The 16,605-nt window shown below is 62.9% G+C and carries 12 protein-coding genes; 7 read left to right on the top strand and 5 right to left on the bottom strand.

What is annotated here, in order from left to right:
- Positions 1 to 219 precede the first annotated feature (219 nt).
- From Q8R73_RS22105 to Q8R73_RS22090, 4 genes are all read right to left on the bottom strand, one after another.
- A complete protein-coding gene (locus tag Q8R73_RS22105) occupies positions 220 to 2,760 on the bottom strand; it encodes a branched-chain amino acid ABC transporter ATP-binding protein/permease (RefSeq protein ID WP_305721676.1) in 2,541 nt (846 codons plus the stop codon).
- Positions 2,757 to 3,632 (bottom strand): branched-chain amino acid ABC transporter permease, encoded by an 876-nt coding sequence (locus tag Q8R73_RS22100; protein WP_305721675.1) that lies wholly within the window; start codon positions 3,630 to 3,632, stop codon positions 2,757 to 2,759. Before Q8R73_RS22100 ends, Q8R73_RS22105 begins: the two co-directional genes overlap by 4 nt.
- A 104-nt stretch (positions 3,633 to 3,736) precedes the next feature.
- On the bottom strand, positions 3,737 to 4,975 hold the full coding sequence (locus Q8R73_RS22095) for an ABC transporter substrate-binding protein (RefSeq protein ID WP_305721674.1): 1,239 nt from the start codon (positions 4,973 to 4,975) through the stop codon (positions 3,737 to 3,739).
- A 147-nt stretch (positions 4,976 to 5,122) separates the two neighbouring features.
- Complete coding sequence (locus tag Q8R73_RS22090) at positions 5,123 to 6,016, bottom strand: IclR family transcriptional regulator (RefSeq protein ID WP_305721673.1); 894 nt, start codon at positions 6,014 to 6,016, stop codon at positions 5,123 to 5,125.
- A gap of 215 nt (positions 6,017 to 6,231) precedes the next feature.
- Between Q8R73_RS22090 and Q8R73_RS22085 the strand changes: the two genes are divergently transcribed.
- From Q8R73_RS22085 to ppk2, 7 genes are all read left to right on the top strand, one after another.
- Positions 6,232 to 8,034, top strand: a complete 1,803-nt coding sequence (locus Q8R73_RS22085; protein ID WP_305721672.1) for a thiamine pyrophosphate-binding protein — start codon at positions 6,232 to 6,234, stop codon at positions 8,032 to 8,034.
- A gap of 60 nt (positions 8,035 to 8,094) precedes the next feature.
- Positions 8,095 to 8,799: an SDR family oxidoreductase gene (locus tag Q8R73_RS22080; RefSeq protein WP_305721671.1), complete on the top strand. Its 705-nt coding sequence runs from the start codon at positions 8,095 to 8,097 to the stop codon at positions 8,797 to 8,799.
- Positions 8,800 to 8,853: 54 nt separating this feature from the next.
- A complete protein-coding gene (locus Q8R73_RS22075) occupies positions 8,854 to 10,266 on the top strand; it encodes an FAD-binding protein (RefSeq protein WP_305721670.1) in 1,413 nt (470 codons plus the stop codon).
- The gene (locus tag Q8R73_RS22070; RefSeq protein ID WP_305721669.1) at positions 10,256 to 10,639 is read left to right on the top strand and encodes a cupin domain-containing protein; all 384 of its coding nucleotides are present in this window, start codon (positions 10,256 to 10,258) and stop codon (positions 10,637 to 10,639) included. The genes Q8R73_RS22075 and Q8R73_RS22070 overlap by 11 nt, the downstream gene beginning before the upstream one ends.
- Before the next feature lie 16 nt (positions 10,640 to 10,655).
- Positions 10,656 to 12,356, top strand: coding sequence for an FAD-dependent oxidoreductase (locus Q8R73_RS22065; RefSeq protein ID WP_305721677.1), 1,701 nt, complete (start codon positions 10,656 to 10,658; stop codon positions 12,354 to 12,356).
- Positions 12,353 to 13,183, top strand: a complete 831-nt coding sequence (locus Q8R73_RS22060; protein WP_305721668.1) for a sugar phosphate isomerase/epimerase — start codon at positions 12,353 to 12,355, stop codon at positions 13,181 to 13,183. The genes Q8R73_RS22065 and Q8R73_RS22060 overlap by 4 nt, the downstream gene beginning before the upstream one ends.
- A gap of 414 nt (positions 13,184 to 13,597) precedes the next feature.
- Entirely contained in the window at positions 13,598 to 14,674 is a 1,077-nt protein-coding gene (gene ppk2 / locus Q8R73_RS22055; protein WP_305721667.1) for a polyphosphate kinase 2, read from the top strand.
- Between the two features lie 220 nt (positions 14,675 to 14,894).
- On the opposite strand, the gene Q8R73_RS22050 is transcribed toward ppk2, so the two are convergent.
- Complete coding sequence (locus tag Q8R73_RS22050) at positions 14,895 to 16,265, bottom strand: PLP-dependent aminotransferase family protein (RefSeq protein WP_305721666.1); 1,371 nt, start codon at positions 16,263 to 16,265, stop codon at positions 14,895 to 14,897.
- Positions 16,266 to 16,605 lie beyond the last annotated feature (340 nt).

Below are 16,605 nucleotides of genomic sequence, written 5' to 3'. Positions count from 1 at the left end.
AGACTCTTAATCATCGGGTCCCAGGTTCGAGCCCTGGTGCGCCCACCAAGTCCTTCAAGCACATAGCGATCTAGCCGACGCGAGAACCAGCCGCGTTTTGTTCTCTTTTCGAGCTTTGGCACCGCCCTTCTCGCATGGGTTGGTAGCGATCGTGCCGCGGCCCTTGGCGAACGACATGATGCGGGCCAGCACCGTCCAGGCGAAGTCGGCCTTACCCAGTCACAGCCACAAGATTTTCTTGCGGTACTCCAGATCGGTCAGCAGCGGAGCCGCCGGCCCCTGGTGAAACACTGCGCCGCGCTCCAGCGCGAAGACCCGGTCGGCCAGCGCCAGCACCAGATCGAGGTTGTGTTCGACGATCACGATCGAGGTATGCCGGCGCAGTTGGTCGAACACTCCAAACAGTTCGAGGATCACGGTCGGCGCCAGGCCCTCGAACGGCTCGTCCAGCAGCAGCAGCTTGACGTTGCCCGACATCGCGCGGGCCACCGCCACCATCTGCTGCTCGCCGCCGGAGAGGTAATCCGCCGCGATATCGAGCCGCTCCTTCAGGCGCGGAAAATAATCGAGGATCTGCTCCTCGCTCCACACCACGCCGTGGCTGCCATCGGTCTTGCGCGCGAGGCGGCCCAGCGAAAGGTTTTCCCGCACGGTCATGCCCGCGAACAGGCCGCGGCCCTGCGGCACATAGCCGATGCCGGCGCGGGCGATATCCGGCGCCGGGGTGCCGGCGATATCGCGGCCCTCATATCGCATCGTGCCGGACGCCAGCGGCACCAGGCCGGCGATGGTCTTCAGCAGGGTGGACTTGCCTGCGCCGTTGCGTCCGAGCAGCGCCACGATCTCGCCTTCGCGCACATCGAGCGTGGCGTCGTGCAGGATATGGCTCTTGCCGTAGAACGTGTTGACGCCCTCGAAGTGCAACACTTGCGCCGAATCCCCCCGGGGCGCATCGCTTCGGCTGTGCTCGACCTCGGGAATCCCGGTGCCGGTATAGATCTGCTGCACGCGGCGGTCGCTCCGCACCGCGTCGGGCGTGCCGGTCATCAGCACTTCGCCCTGGTTCATTACGGTGACGGCCTGCGAGAAGCCGAGCACGCGATCGATGTCGTGCTCGACGATCAGCACCGGAATGTTGGCGGCAACGTTCTTGATCAGGCTGGACACCCGCTCGCGCTCGGCGGCGGCGAGGCCGGCCAGCGGCTCGTCGAGCAGCAGCACCTTGGGCTTGGAGCCGAGCGCGATGCCGAGGTCGACCAGCCGCTGTCCGCCATAGGACAACTCGCCGCCCTGGATTTCCTCGATGCCTTCGAGGCCGAGGAATTTTACCAGTTCGGCGGTCTCGGCGTGAACTTCCGGATAGCCGTCGATATCCCGCCAGAGGTTGAAGCGCATGGCGCGCTGGGCCTGCAGCGAGAGCCGCAGGTTTTCGTAGATCGAGAGTTCCTTGAACAGATTGGTGATCTGAAACGATCGGGCCAGCCCGCGGTGACAGATCAGCTCGGACGGCACGCCCTGTATCTCGTGCCCATCAAGCCGGATGGTGCCGTGTTCGGCCGGATAGAGTCCGGAGATCAGGTTAAACAAAGTGGTCTTGCCGGCGCCATTGGGGCCGATCAGCGCATGGATCTGGCCGGCGCCGACCTCGAGGCTGGCGTTGGAAACGGCGCGGATGCCGCCGAAATGCTTGGAGATGCCTCTGACCTCAAGCACGGTGCCTTTCAGCCCTGCGGGCCGCAGAAAGTCCGGCAGCGGCAGGCCTTCGTAGATCTTGCGCCGCGACATCGCTGCGGATTCCTCCGGGGCAGGCCACCATCGCCGGCTCAGCGTGGCCCAGATGCCGACCAGCCCACCCGGCGAATACAGCACGAAGGCAACGAAGATCAGTCCGAACCAGAGCAGCCAGTTCGGCGTCCAGATCGAGAACAACTCGCGAAAAAGGATAAAGAACAGCGCGCCGAGCGCCGGTCCCAGCATGTTGCGCATGCCGCCGATCACGACGATCGCCAGCAGTTCGCCGGAGAAGGGGACCGACACCGCTTCGGCTGATACAAGATAGTTTTGAAACCCGGTCAGCGCGCCGGCGAGTCCGGTCACCACGGCCGAGATCACGAACACGCCGAGCTTGTAGCGCTCGACCGGATAGCCCTGGAAGGTGGCGCGCAGCTGGTTCTCGCGGATCGCCACCAGCACGTGGCCGACCGGCGAGCGCACGATCCGAAGCAGCCCGTAGAGGACGGCGAGTCCGATCAGCGCGACGACGATGTAATAGGTCAGCGCATCATCGAGATTGAACGGCCCGAGACTGCCGCGCTTCAGGCCGCCGAGGCCGTCCTCGCCGCCGGTGACGTTGCTCCAGCGGAACGCGATCGTATAGCTGAGCGCGGCCAGCGCCAGCGTCAGCAGCGAAAAATAGACGCCGCGACGGCGCAGGATGACGAAACCGACAATGGTCGAGGCGACCGCCACGAAGGCCATCGACAGCAGCAGCGGCAGCCAGATATCGCCGGGAAACCAATTGAGCTGCATCAATCCCGCGGCATAGGCGCCGATGCCGAACCAGGTGCCGTGGCCGAACGACACCAGGCCGGTGTAGCCGACGCAGAGATTGAGCCCCATCGCGGCGATCGCCAGCGCCACCACCATGATGCCGGTGTTGAGCGACAGCCCGAGCGCCTGCAGGCCGAATGGCAGCGCGACCAGCGCGAAGGCAGCCAGCAGCAATGGACGGTATCGTGCGAGAGGCGAGGCGGTCTTCATTCGAATTTCTCGATACGCTCGCCGAGCAGGCCGCGCGGGCGCACCAGCAGGATCAGGAACATCAGGACGTAGATCGAGGCTTCGCCGGCGGCGGGAACGAAATGGATGGTGATGCCCCTGACGACGCCGACCAGCATGGCGGCGATCACGACTCCCCAAAAACTGCCGAGGCCGCCGATCACCACGACGACGAAGGCGACGGTGATGATCTCTGCGCCCATCGCCGGATGCACGATGGTGATCGGTGCAAAGAAGGCGCCACCCATCGCGGCCATGCCGACGCCGAGCATTACGATGGCTGTCATGTAGGGCTGCAGGCGGATGCCGAGGACGGCGACCATGTCCGGCCGCTGGATGCCGGCGCGCACCACGCGGCCGAACGAGGTCTTGTGCAGCAGCAACCAGATCGCGAGCAACACCACCGCGACCACGGCGAGAATGAGGAGGCGGTAACGCGAGAACAGGAAGTCGCCGACAATGACCGAGCCGCGCAGGGCCTGAGGGATCGCCGCCGACAACGGCGCGGCGCCCCAGACAATGCGGATGGCCTGCTCCGCGACCATCGCAAGTCCGAACGTCACCAGCAGGCTCAGGATCGGATCTGCGTCATAAAAACGGCGCAGGATGAAGCGCTCGAACAGGATGCCGAGCATGCCGACCGCGATCGGGGACAACACTATTGCCGGACCGAAGCCGAGATATCTGGTGATTTCGACCGAAGCATAGGCACCGAGCGCGTAGAACGCGCCATGCGCAAGATTGACGACGCCGCCGACGCTGAAGATCAGCGACAGCCCGAGGGCGATCAGGAGATAATAGCCTCCGAGCACGAGGCCATTCACCACCTGTTCCAGCAAGAACCCGAACTGCATTCTCGATCCCGGAAGACGCAAGGTGGCGACGATGAAATGGCACCGGAAAGCGCGTACCCGGCGCGCGCCGAAGCGGCGCTACGCCGGGTGAAACCACGCAACGATTACATCGAGCAGGGGTTCTGCTCTTTGGTGAGGGCGATGGATTCCAGCGACTCGTTCGCCGCCGGTATCGCCCCGCCGAGCACCAGCATGTCCCATTTGTCCTTGGCCTGGCCCTTTGCCTTGACGGTGAAGGGATAGGCTTCCTGCATCAGTTGATGGTCCCACGACCTGAAATACGCCTTGCGCGCCTTCAGGACATCGAACTGGGTTTCCTTCTCGAAATAGGCGATCAGCTTGGTCGTGTCGGTCGATTTGGTTTCGTTCATCGCCTGCGCCATCATCTTCAGCGAGACGTATTCGATCCAGGCGTGGTTCTCCGGCGGCTTGTTGTACTTCTTGGTGAAGTTGGTCACGAAGGTCCTGGAGCTCGGCACCTCCGAGGTGTGGTACCAGACCGTCGGCCAGGTGCCGCTCAGATTGCCGTCGCCGGCCGCCCATGCGTCGGCGGTGTTGAGGTTGAAGCCGACGATCGGGTAGGGCAAGCCGAATTCGGCGTACTGCTTGATCAGGTTGGTGACCTGGTTGCCGGCGAGGTTGGAACAGACGATGTCCGGCTTGGCCTGGCGGATTTTCAGGAGATAGGGGCTGAAGTCGGTGACGTCGGTCGCGACCAGTTCGTCGCCGGCGATCTTGCCGCCATTGGCGTCGAAGAACGCCTTGGCGGCGCGGCCGAGATCGTGGCCGAAGATGTAGTCAGCCGTCAGCGTGTAGAACTTCTTGTCCTTCATCATGTTGTCGCGCACCAGCGCCTTGCCGACCGCGTTGACCATGACCGTGGAGGGGATGTCGACGTGAAAGGTGTATTTGTTGCAGTTCTTGCCGCGCAACGCGTCAGAGCGCGCGCCGATCTGCATGAACAATTTCTTGTTGCGTTCGGCGACCTGCATGATGGTGAGCGCCGAAGCGGAGTTGATCTCGCCCATCAGGACGAGGGCGCCGTCCTGATCCAGCATGCGCTGCGCCTTGGTCGCAGCGGTAGCGGGATTGACCGAATCTTCCGAGGTGATGTCGAGCTGCCGGCCCATGACGCCGCCGGCCTGGTTGATTTCTTCCTCGGCCATGCGGATGCCGAGTTGCGCATAGGCGCCGAGCGCGCCGAGAAAGCCGGTCAGCGGCGTCAGATGGCCGATCTTGATCTTTTCGGACTGGCCGTAGCTGATCGCCGGAAATCCGATCGCGGCGGCGCCGGCAAAGGCGGCGCTCCCTTTCAGCAATGTTCGTCGGCTGGTGCGGGTCATCGTTGGTCTCCTCCCAAAGGGCGTTTCCGCGATGTCCCCCTTCATTTCGACGTATGCGAGAATGTGAGAGACATTTTTTTAATGTTGCATGATATTTTCGGACACGGCGCTCCCTGTCAACGCCAAAAGCGCGCCGCCGCGCCGTCGTCAGGAGAATTTCGCGGTATCCTTGGCGCCAAAGTCGGCGGACAGGCGATTGGCCGCGGCCCTGATCGTCCTGCCGTGGTTCTGCAGCGCCTGGATGGAAAGCCGCCAGATCGGGCCGGATATCCCAAGCGCGCCGACGGTCTGGCCGGTGAAATCCATCACCGGAACGGCGATGCAGCGCACTTCCGGATTGAACTCGCCGTCGTCGAACGCGATGCCGCTGTGCTTGATCTCTGCAATCTCTTTCATCAGCGACGCAACGTCGGTGATCGATTTCTCGGTGGAGGGTTTGAGATCGACACGCTCGAGAAAACGCTTCAACTGCTCGGGACGCAGGGAGGCGAGAATGATCTTGCCGAGGGCCGTGCAATGCGCCGGCCGCACCACGCCGACGCGGTCGGTCAGCTGAAAGGCGCCGGGGCCGCTGGTGCGGGCGATCACCACGACGGCGTCGCCCATTCGCACGGCAAAATGAGCACTTTCGCTGGTTTCCCGCGACAGATCCTCAAGCACCGGGGTGGCGACATTCACCATCTCGATTTCGTCGAGCGCGCTGGCCGCCAACGCAAACAGCGGCCGGCCGAGGCGGTAGCGCTTGGAGTCTTTTTCCTGGCGCAGATAGCCGAGCGACACCATGGTCTTGGCCAGATGGAACGTGGTGGAATTGTGCAGGCCGACCAGCTTGCTGAGTTCGGCCAGCCCGATGCCGTCACGGTGCCGCGCCACCTCTTCGAGGATCGCGAAGGCGCGACCGAGGGACTGAACGCCGACCCGCTGCCGGTCGTCGGCGTCGTCGTCGATGTCGGCCTGAGGAGGCTGCACCAGCTTGGCGATCGCCGACTTGCGCGGAGCGCTCTGCTTCTCAACGGTCTTTGGTTTGGAACGCGCTGCCACGAATCTCACCTCCACGCGACGGTGCCGCACTCTATCAGCCCATCGGAACGGCTGAACAGCGCCTTGGTCGCCGGCGCAGCGGTTGAACACAGGCATACCACATTATCAATTGACGTACAGTATTATGGGAAATAGGTTTCGGCACGAACGTTGACGTCGGAAGCGGCGCAATTCGTTGGACCGTTATATCGTTGAGCGAGCAGGAGAGTCATGCAATGGCGTCGGGTAATACGCTCAATGGTGCCCAGGTTATCGTCGACTATCTGATCCAGGAAAAAGTTCCGCAGGTGTTCGGCCTGTGCGGTCACGGCAATATCCAGTTCATCGACGCATTATATGAGCGGGCCGATGAACTGAAGACAATCTCGGTGCATCACGAGAGCGTCGCCGGCTTCATGGCCGACGTCTATTACCGCGTTTCGGGGCGGCCGACCGCGACTTTCACCTCCTGCGGCCCGGGCTCGGCGAATCTGCCGATTTCGCTCGGCAACGCCTTTCTCGACTCGGTGCCGTTCCTGGCGGTGACCGGCAACGTGCCGACCAGCCAGTTCAACCGCGGCGCGTTTCAGGAATTGTACCGGCATTATCAGGCCGACTTTCCCTCAACTGTGCGTTCCTATTGCAAGAAGGTGTTCCAGCCGACCCGCGGCGAGATGGTGCCGCTGGCGATCCGCCAGGCCTGGAAGACCATGACCACGGGGCGTCCGGGGCCGGTGGTGCTCGACGTTCCCTTCGACGTTTTCATGGAATCGGCGGCCGAGGAGGCGCCGAATGCGAAAGCCTGGAACGGCAATATCTCCAGCCGCTGCGGCGCCGATCCGGAAGGCGTGGTGAAAGCGGTCGATATGCTGCTCGGCGCCGAGCGGCCGGTGATGATCGTCGGCCAGGGCGTGCGCTATGGCGGCGCCGCCGACGAATTGCTCAAGCTCGCGGAGCGGTTGCAGATTCCGGTGGCGGCATCGGCCTCGGGGCTCGGCGCCATCGACTGCAGCCATCCGCTGGCGCTCGGTATGGTCGCGCGCGCCGGCCATTACCAGGCCAATCATGCGACGCGCCAGGCCGACGTGTTGCTGGCGATGGGCATGCGGTTCGACGATCGCACCTCGAGTTCGTGGATCCCGGGCTATTCGTTCAACATTCCGCCGACCCGTCTGATTCACGTCGACATCGATCCCGACGAAATCGGCCGCAACTATCCTGTCGCGCTCGGCCTGATGGCCGACGTGCGTACCTTCCTGCGGCAGGTGCACGCCGAACTCGACCGTCGCGCTGACCTCACGAAACGCGCCGATGCGCGCAAGAAATGGCTGGCGCAGATCGATACCTATCGTCAGGAGTGGGACAAGTTCGTTGCCCCCGGTTTTTCCGATGACACCACGCCGATCAATCCGCAGCGCGCCGCCCTCGAGATCGACAAGGCGCTGCCCGAGAACGCCATCCTGGTCTCTGATATCGGCGTCCATCACAATTGGCTGTTGAGTTTCTGCAAGCCGAAGCGGCCGGACTCGCTGATCGGCTCGATGGGCTTTGGCCCGATGGGATTCGGCGTGGCCGGCGTGATGGGAGCGAAATTCGCGGCGCCCGACCGGCCCTGCGTTTCAGTGTGCGGCGACGGCGCGTTCTTCATGCATGCCAACGTGCTTGGAACGGCAGTGGAATATAATCTGCCCGTGGTCTGGGTGGTCTGGAACAACTACGCCTATGCCTCGATCCGGGGCCTGCAGCGCGGCTATCTCGGTGGCCGCGAGCTCGCCACCGACTTCCACGATCCGACCACCGGGCAACGCTACAATCCGGATTTCGCCGCGATGGCGCGCTCCTGCGGCGTCGAGGGCGTGCGGGTCGATCGCGCCGGCGATCTCGGCGAAGCCATTCGCAAGGGCATCGCCGCCAACAAGCCCTATCTGATCGACGTCGATATCGCCGCCGACATCAATCCCTCCGGCGCCGGTGTTTGGGAGTTGCCTGGCCTTGGGCGAAGCAAGCCGGGCATTGGAACCCGTTTCGATCCGACCTGATCATCGTCACCGCCGATACGGTCGCTGCCTCCGTCATAAGAATAGTATCGAGGAAACATAATGCTGCTCGCGGGCAAGAAAGTCGTCGTCGTCGGAGGCTCATCCGGTATCGGTCTTGCAACCGCCGAACTCGCCAAGGCCGAGGGCGCCGATGTTATCGTCGCCTCCCGCAACGTCGACCGGCTGGACGCGATTGCAGCAAAACTGAACGCCATCGCCATTCCCGCCGACGTCACCAGCGATGAAAGCGTCGGCGATCTATTCCGCCGGTGCGGGCCAGTAGACCACGTCGTGGTTACCGCGGCGCAGTTGCGCACCGGTCCTTTCAAGACCGTAGCGATGGAGGACGTACGCGCCACCATGGAAAGCAAGTTCTGGGGCGCCTGGCGCGTCGCGCGATCGGCCGATATCCGCCCCGGCGGATCGCTGACGCTGGTCTCGGGTTTTCTGAGCATTCGGCCGCGGCCGAATTCCGCCATTGTCAGCGCCGCCAACGGCGCGATCGAATCGCTGGCGCGCAGCCTCGCGCTTGAACTGGCGCCAGTGCGGGTCAATGCCGTTTCGCCGGGGATCATCGATACGCCGATCCGCGCCGCCATGCCCGAAGAAGCACGCCGAGACATGCTCGCCCTGGCGGCCGCCGGCCTGCCGGTCGGCCGCGTCGGCACCGGCGAGGATATCGCCCGTCAGATCCTCGCCTTCATGACGATCGGCTTTGCCACGGGATCGATCGTCTATATCGATGGGGGCGCGCTGATCACCTGATCCCGGGGGCCGAGCCGTGATTTCCAGATGACGCGAAAATCTCCAAAGCTGGTGGTGGTCGGCCACGGCGCGGCTGGCCTCGCCGCGGCGCTCTCGGCCGCCGAGCAGGCGCGCGGCTTAGGTCAGGATATCGACGTCACCTTGCTGGAGAAATCGCGCGAAGCCGACGCGGGGGGAAATACACGCTGGAGCCCTTCCTACATTCGGCTGGCGGCGCCCGACCGGATCGCGCCCGGTTTTGAAGAGGACATGCTGGAGATGTCGGGCGGCTTGGCCGATCGCGGTTACTTTCGCACGCTTGCCGGCCATGCGGTGCGGACCATCGGCTGGCTTCGGGCCCACGGCGTCGAGTTCGTCACGCCGGTCTATTATCTCAGTGCCGGTCCGGCCCGGATTCAGCCGGTGGGAGGAGGCAGCGCTATCGTCGAGAAACTTCTCGCAGCCGCAAAGGGCGAAGGAGTGAAGGTTCGCTACGAATACGAGGCGAAGCGGCTGGTCATGGCGGAAGGTGGTCGCGTGGGCGGCATTGCGGTCCAGTCCAGCGACGGGGCCACAATCACGCTCGAGGCTGATGCTGTGGTCCTCGCCTCGGGCGGATTTCAGGGCAATTCTGCAATGATGCGCGCGCATTTTGGCGTCGCCGCCGAGACCATCAAACTCATCTCGCCGGGAACGCGCTCCGACACTGGCGACGGAATCCGCATCGCGATGGATCAGGGCGCATGCATTTCCGGCGACTGGAACGGCATGCACATCGAGCCGATCGATCCGCGCAGCACGGGCTCGGCACCGGTCGTGTTGGTCTACCCCTATGGGATCGTGGTCGACCGGGATGGCCGCCGTTTCCTGGATGAAGGAAGCGGACTCGTTCACGAAACCTGGGAAGCTTTCGCCCGCGATATCCATTTCGTGAGGCCGGGAAGTATCGCCTATGCGATCCTCGACAGCCGCCTGTTCGATATCGAAGGTTTTGGGCGGGCGATCCGCTCGGACGTACCGCCCTATCAGGCGCGCACTCTCGAGGAACTCGCGGCGCAGATCGGTGTTCCCGGCCATAATCTGAGAGGGACGGTTGCGGCATTCAATGCTGCTGCAACCGGCGATGCCGGGCAATTCGATGCGACGCGTTGCGATGGCCTGGCGACCGCCGGACTGGAGCCGTCAAAATCGAACTGGGCGCGCCCGATCACGAAGCCGCCGTTTCTCGCATATCCGCTGGTCGGCGGGCTCGCATACACGTTCGGCGGTCTTGCCACCAACGAGAAGGCGGAGGTGCTGTGCCCGCGAGGACCGATGCCGGGCCTGTACGCGGCCGGCGAGACCACCGGACACTTCTACGGCACCGCCCCGAACGCCGTAGCGGTGTTGCGTGCATTGGTTTTCGGGCAGATTGCCGGACGCGAGGCGGTCGACTTCGTCGCGCGTGTCGGAGCAGGAAACAGCAGGGAGATTCACGATGGCTATTGAAGAGAATGGTGCCTTCATCCGCAATATCGCCGAAGTGCCCTGGCGCGAATTTCCCGATCATTTTGGCGGCGCGCTGTCAAAACCCCTGGTGATGCCGGAGACGGCGGGCTCGCGCCGCATCGACTACCGGATTTCCATGTATCAGCCGATGGCGCATGTCGCCCCGCACAAGCATCAGGTCCAGGAGCAGATCTACCACGTGCTCGAAGGCGAGGGGCTGATGGAGATCGCCGGCAAGAAACACGTCGTTCGCAAGCATGATTTTATCTTTCTGCCGCCCGGCGTCGAGCACGCCATCTCCAATTCGGGCCTGGTCGATCTGGTGTTTCTGGTGATCACATCGCCGGTGACTGACGACGGCAAGGTTCTCTGACCGCGCGAACGTGAACATCATGCCGGTTTCCGACGCCTACGATGTCGTCGTCATTGGCGCGGGCGCCGGTGGCATGACGGCGGCCGTGGTCGCTGCGGCGGAGGGACTTAGCGTCCTGGTGATCGAGAAGACCGACTTCGTCGGGGGTACCACGGCATGGTCGGGCGGCATGGTCTGGATTCCGGTCAACGCACGCATGAAGCAGGCCGGTCTGTCTGACAGCCCGGCCGCCGCCGCCAACTATCTCGCGAGCACCGTGCCCGAACCGGAAAATGCCGACTTGCGCGACGTCTTCCTTTCGCGCGGGCCGGAGGCGATCGACTATCTCGAAGCGAATACCGAGGTCCGGCTGCGGGCAGTGAAGGTATATCCCGATTATTATCCTGATCTGCCGGGCTCCACGGCCGGGGGCCGGGTGCTGGAGCCCGTCACTTTCGATGGGACAAAACTCGGCAAACGTTTCTGGCGGTTGCGCGCGCCGCTCCCGGAATTCACCCTGTTCGGCGGCATGATGGTCCACCGATCAGACATTCCGCACTTTCGCAAATTCGGACGTTCGTTCCGCTCGACGCTACGCTCGCTGCGCCTGATTTCGAAATATGCCGTGCAACGGCTGCGCGCGCCGCGCGGCATGACGCTGCATCTTGGTAATGCGCTGGCGGCGCGGCTTTACGCCTCGCTGCTGGCCCGCAAGGTCGAGGTCCTGTTCGGCACCGGCGTCGAGCAGCTGCTGGCCGACGGCGATGCCGTTCGCGGCGTGCAAATTGCAGACCCATTGGGGGTCCGCTCGATAGTGGCGCACAAGGGTGTGGTACTGGCGACAGGAGGATTCTCACACAATGCAGGCCTTCGCGAGCAGTTCTTTCCCGCTGCCGCTGGCTCCGTTTCCGCCACGGCGCCCGCCGGGACGGGAGACGGCTTGCGCCTGGCAATGGCAGGTGGCGCCGGCATCGGCGCAAATGTTGCCGATCCCGCCTATTGGGTGCCCGCGTCATTGTTCCGGCGGGCGGATGGCAGCCAGGGCGTTTTCCCGCATACGGTGACAGACCGGGCGAAGCCCGGCGTTATCGCGGTCAATGCGGCGGGAAGACGTTTTGTCAACGAAGCGTTGTCATACCACGAGTTTGTCCGCGCCATGCTGGCCGACGGCAACGACACAGCGGGTCGTTCGTTCTACCTTGTCTGCGACCGCCAATTTCTCTGGAGCTACGGTCTTGGTCGGATCAAGCCGTTCACCTGGCGTATCGGACGATATGTCAGGAGTGGCGAATTGATCGAGGCGCCGGGCCTCGAAGCGCTTGCCGATCTGATCGGCGTGGAAAGATCGGTGTTGTCGCTTACCGTGGAAAAATACAACACGGATGCGCGGATGGGGCGTGACCTCGAATTCGGACGCGGTACGACGATCTACCAGCGCCACCTGGGTGACCCCGATCATTTTCCCAATCCCTGCGTCGCACCGATCGAACGTGCGCCGTTTTACGCGCTTCGGATCTACCCGGCGGACCTCGGCACAGCTGTGGGACTTCGAACCGATGCCGAGGCAAGGGTCTTGAACGGCGATGGCGTTCCAATTGTCGGTCTATATGCCTGCGGCAATGACATGGGCTCGATCATGAACGGAAACTATCCGGGGCCCGGCATTACGCTCGGTCCGGCGCTGACATTCGGCTATATCGCCGGTCGCCATCTGGCGCGACAAGGGAGACAGGCATGACCAACATGGCCGCCGGTTTTGGCGTGAATACCTACTCCTATATCTTCAGCGGCAGCGCTGCCGATACCGTCGCGCGGCTGGCCGATCAGGGATATGGCGGGGTCGAGCTGATGTTCTTTCCCGGCCATCTCTGGCCGGCGGAGCTCGATGCGACGTCGCTGCGCGACTTGCGCAATCTCTGCGAGGCGCGGCTGCGGCTGGTGTCGGTCAACATGCCGAACGTCGACATGAATCTCGCCGCGGCCGCCGAGGAAATGCGCGCCTATACGATCGATCTTCTGGTCCAGTTCGTGCGATGCGCCGGCGAATTGGGAGCAGGCGGGATCATTGTCGGACCGGGAAAACCCAATCCGCTGTTTCCGATGCCGAGGGATCGCATGATCTCGCATTTCTATCGCGCACTGGACACGCTGGCGCCGCTGGCTCGGCAGGTCGGCACGAAACTTTTGATCGAGAACATGCCATTCGCGTTTCTGCCGGACGCGGAGTCGCTCATGAACGTGGTCGACGGCTATGGCGATGACAGCATTCGCGTGATCTACGACGTGGCGAATGCCCACTTCATTGGCGAGGCCCCGGCCGATGGATTGCGAACCGTCCGTGACCGGCTCGGCCTCGTGCATTTTTCCGATACGACACGGCAAAGTTACAAACACGATCCCCTGGGCTGCGGTGATGTTCCGCTCGCGGGGCTGGCATCGGTCATGAAAGAGATCGGGCATACCGAGCTGCCGATGCTGGAAGTGATCTCGCTCAATGCGGACGCCGACATCGCCGATAGCTGCAAATGTCTCCAGCAAGCAGAATTTGGCTCAAATGCCGGATAGGGTCGCGCTTGCCGTCGGGCCCATCGACCATCGGGGACTTCCAACTTGGGTCCATAGACGCATCGTCAAGTCGCCGGTCGAGGCCGGTAGCCAGTCGGACTCTCTGTCCGCCCCGTTCCTGCCGCGCGTTTTTGATCTGCATCAAGGCGTGATTCAGGTCCGGATGTGATCAATATTCCATCAAGAGCTGCTCAATAAAGTCGGCAAGCTGGAGAGTACAAGCGGGTTTGGGAGCAAATAGTGCGAGATCGAGTCGTGGATACAGGCAGCAAGCGTACCGGCCGCAAGAACAAGTCGCCGGCGCGCGGCAAGGCCGGTAGAGCCGCGAGGTCCCCGAATGCTCTTGTAAAGCAGGGTGACATAGCGCCCACACTCACGACTGATGACATTCGGAAGTTCGTTGTCGAGCAGGCAATGAAAGGCAAGCAGCAGGCAGCGGCCGCGGCCATTGAGGCGATCCGGCACGGTCCTCCAGAACTCGCACCGGACAGCGAACCAATCAAAGCGATACTGGCCGGCGCAGCGCCGGATGATGCGGCACGCCTGCGATCCGTATTAGTGGAGAATGCGGAGGCTGGCACCGGGAGTCCTTCCGCGCCCGATGGGATCATCAGACCGGCGGTTCCCCTGCGCGATCACAGTCAGCGCCGCACCAGCGACGAACTCGCCGACGACTGGCGGCGCGGCTATCCCTACAAATTCAAGATGCTGCGGCGTGACTATGAGGATCAGAAATTCGTTCTGCAAACGGAGCTGCTTAAGCTGCAGGCATGGATGAAGGCCACGCATCAGAGAATCATCCTTCTGTTCGAGGGCCGGGATGCGGCCGGCAAGGGCGGTGCGATCAAACGGGTCATGGAGCATCTCAATCCGCGCGGCGCGCGGGTGGTGGCGCTTGAGAAGCCGAGCGAGGTCGAACGCGGACAATGGTATTTCCAGCGCTACGTCCAGCATCTGCCGACCGCTGGTGAGATAGTGCTGTTCGATCGCAGCTGGTACAATCGGGCCGGCGTCGAGCATGTGATGGGCTTCTGCTCGCAAGCGGAATATGAAGAGTTCCTGCGCCAGGTGCCGGAGTTCGAACGCAACCTCGTTCGCAGCGGTATCCACCTGATGAAGTTCTGGTTTTCGGTGAGCCGCGAAGAGCAGCGCCGACGTTTCAAGGAGCGGGAGGTGCACCCGCTCAAGCAGTGGAAGCTCTCGCCGGTCGATCTCGCCTCGCTCGACAAATGGGACGACTACACCCGCGCGAAGGAGGCTATGTTCTTTCACACTGATACCGCTGATTCGCCCTGGACAGTGGTAAAGTCCGATGACAAGAAGCGCGCCAGACTCAATGCCATGCGCTACGTGTTACATGCCATGCCGTACAAGGATAAGGAGGCCGAACGCATCGGTCCGGTGGACGATCTCCTTGTCGGCCGCGCCAATATTATTCACGAACGCGACGAGCATGACCTCGCGGCCGGACGATATGCGAAACAGGTGTAGGCGATGTGCGAAATGCCCCGCAGCAGCATCGATGTGTAAGCGAATTCAGGTCGCGTTCGACGGAGGCTAAACGAACTGCGCCGCCAACGTGATCCTTGCCCGGCAGGGCGGCGCCAGCAAGACGTCATGAGAAATTTGGCGTCCAACAAGCAGATGGCAGGTGTATTGGCCGCTCTTGATGCTCTGCGGCTGCGATATTTTTCGCGGCCGGCGTCGCCGTTCAGACGAACGAAATCGCTTCGGCCATCTCGAGAATGTGGCGGATTTCGACCAGCGCGCGCTCGAGGTCGGCTTCGGTGGCGGGCGCCCCAAGGCAGAGCCGGACGCCGAGGCTCTCGTTCTCCATCCGCCGCAATGCCCCGGGCGGGGCGAGCGTGATGCCGGCCTGGGCTGCCTGTGCAATCAGCGCCGCCAGCGTGCGGCCGGCGGGCAGCGGCAGCCAGAGATGAAAGCCCGGAACGGCGTTCGCGGTGGGCAGCCTTGCTCCCAGCACCCGTCGGGCGATGGCATCGCGCACCGCGGCTTTGTCCCGCTTCAGCCGGGCCTGTCGCGCCAGCCCGCCATTGTGGATCAGCCTAGCCACCACTTCGGCCATCACGGGCACCGCCATCCAGCCGGTAGCGCGCAGCGCATTGATCGCGCGATCGCGAAACGCCTCGGGGGCGATCATCGCGGCGATGCGAAGCCCCGGCGCCAGGCACTTCGCAAAGCTGACGACATAGAAACTGCGTTCGGGAATGAGACGCGAGATCGGGGCAAGCGGCGGCGCCAGCAGATAGCCGTAGGCGTCATCCTCCAGCAAATAGGCCTCGTGTCGGCGCACGATACCGGCGATCTCCTGCCGACGCGCCAGCGGCATCACCGATCCCGTCGGGGTCTGCAGCGTCGGCATGCAATAGAGTACGCGTGCGCGCGTTTCGGTGAATGCGCGATCGAGATTTTCGGGGATCAGCCCGTGCGCGTCGGTGGCGACGCCGTGCAGTCGATAGCCCGACTGCGCCGACAGCGCCAGCATGCCGGAATAGGTGTAGCTCTCGGTCAGCACGGTATCGTCCGATGCTGCGACCATGCCAAGCGCGATCGACAGCGCGTGCTGCCCGCCATGGGTGATGAAGAGCTGGTCGGCATCCGTGGTGACTCCGAGCGACCTGAGCCAGGTCGCCATCGCCTCGCGATGCCTCGGTAGACCCTGATGCGGTAGATAGCCGAGCAGGTTCGACAACTCGCCGTCGGCGACGATGTCCGACAGCACTGATGCGATGACGTCGTCCTCGCCGGTATAGGGCGGAACGTTGAGCGCCAGGTTGATCGTCGCTTCCGAAGCGCCGGGGCCGCGTGCCTCCGGCCGCCGCCGTTGCACGAACGTGCCGCGGCCGACCTCGCCCGATATCAATCCGCGCTGCTCGGCCTCCGCATAGGCCTTTGAAATAGTGCCGACGCTGAGATCGAGCCGTTGCGCCATGTCGCGCTGGGGCAATAGCCGCATGCCGGGTTTGACACGGCCGGCGCCGATATCGGCCTCGAGCGCGACCACAAAGGCGAGGTAGCGCGGCCCAGGGAGCGAGGCGAGGCTGGGTACCCAGTCGGTCATGTCTCGTTATCCGCGGAGTGTTTTGCGAGCGTTAGTGGATAATCTCGTTGAGTAGTACAATTTTTATATTGTTGCAATATTTGATACAGACCCCGACCGTTTTGCAGTGGCATCATTGTAGATTTTTGGACGGGATATCCGCAAACCATTGTTTTAAATAGTATTTATGATGCGCCTTGACAGCATCATTAGTTCGATTGAACCAATTCAATCGCGCGTTTTTTCTTGATTGCCTCAGTTTATGTTTGACAATTTCCGTCGCCGGCTTCTATCGTTTCGACCAAGGCAGCGGTTCTTACAAGCGGCCGGTCAAAACGGGGAGCGTGGGTTGATTTACGAA

The sequence above is a fragment of the Bradyrhizobium sp. genome (genome assembly GCF_030697065.1).
GTDB lineage: Bacteria > Pseudomonadota > Alphaproteobacteria > Rhizobiales > Xanthobacteraceae > Bradyrhizobium.
Note: the sequence above shows the minus strand (reverse complement) of the source record. Positions and strands in the feature narration are given on the sequence as shown.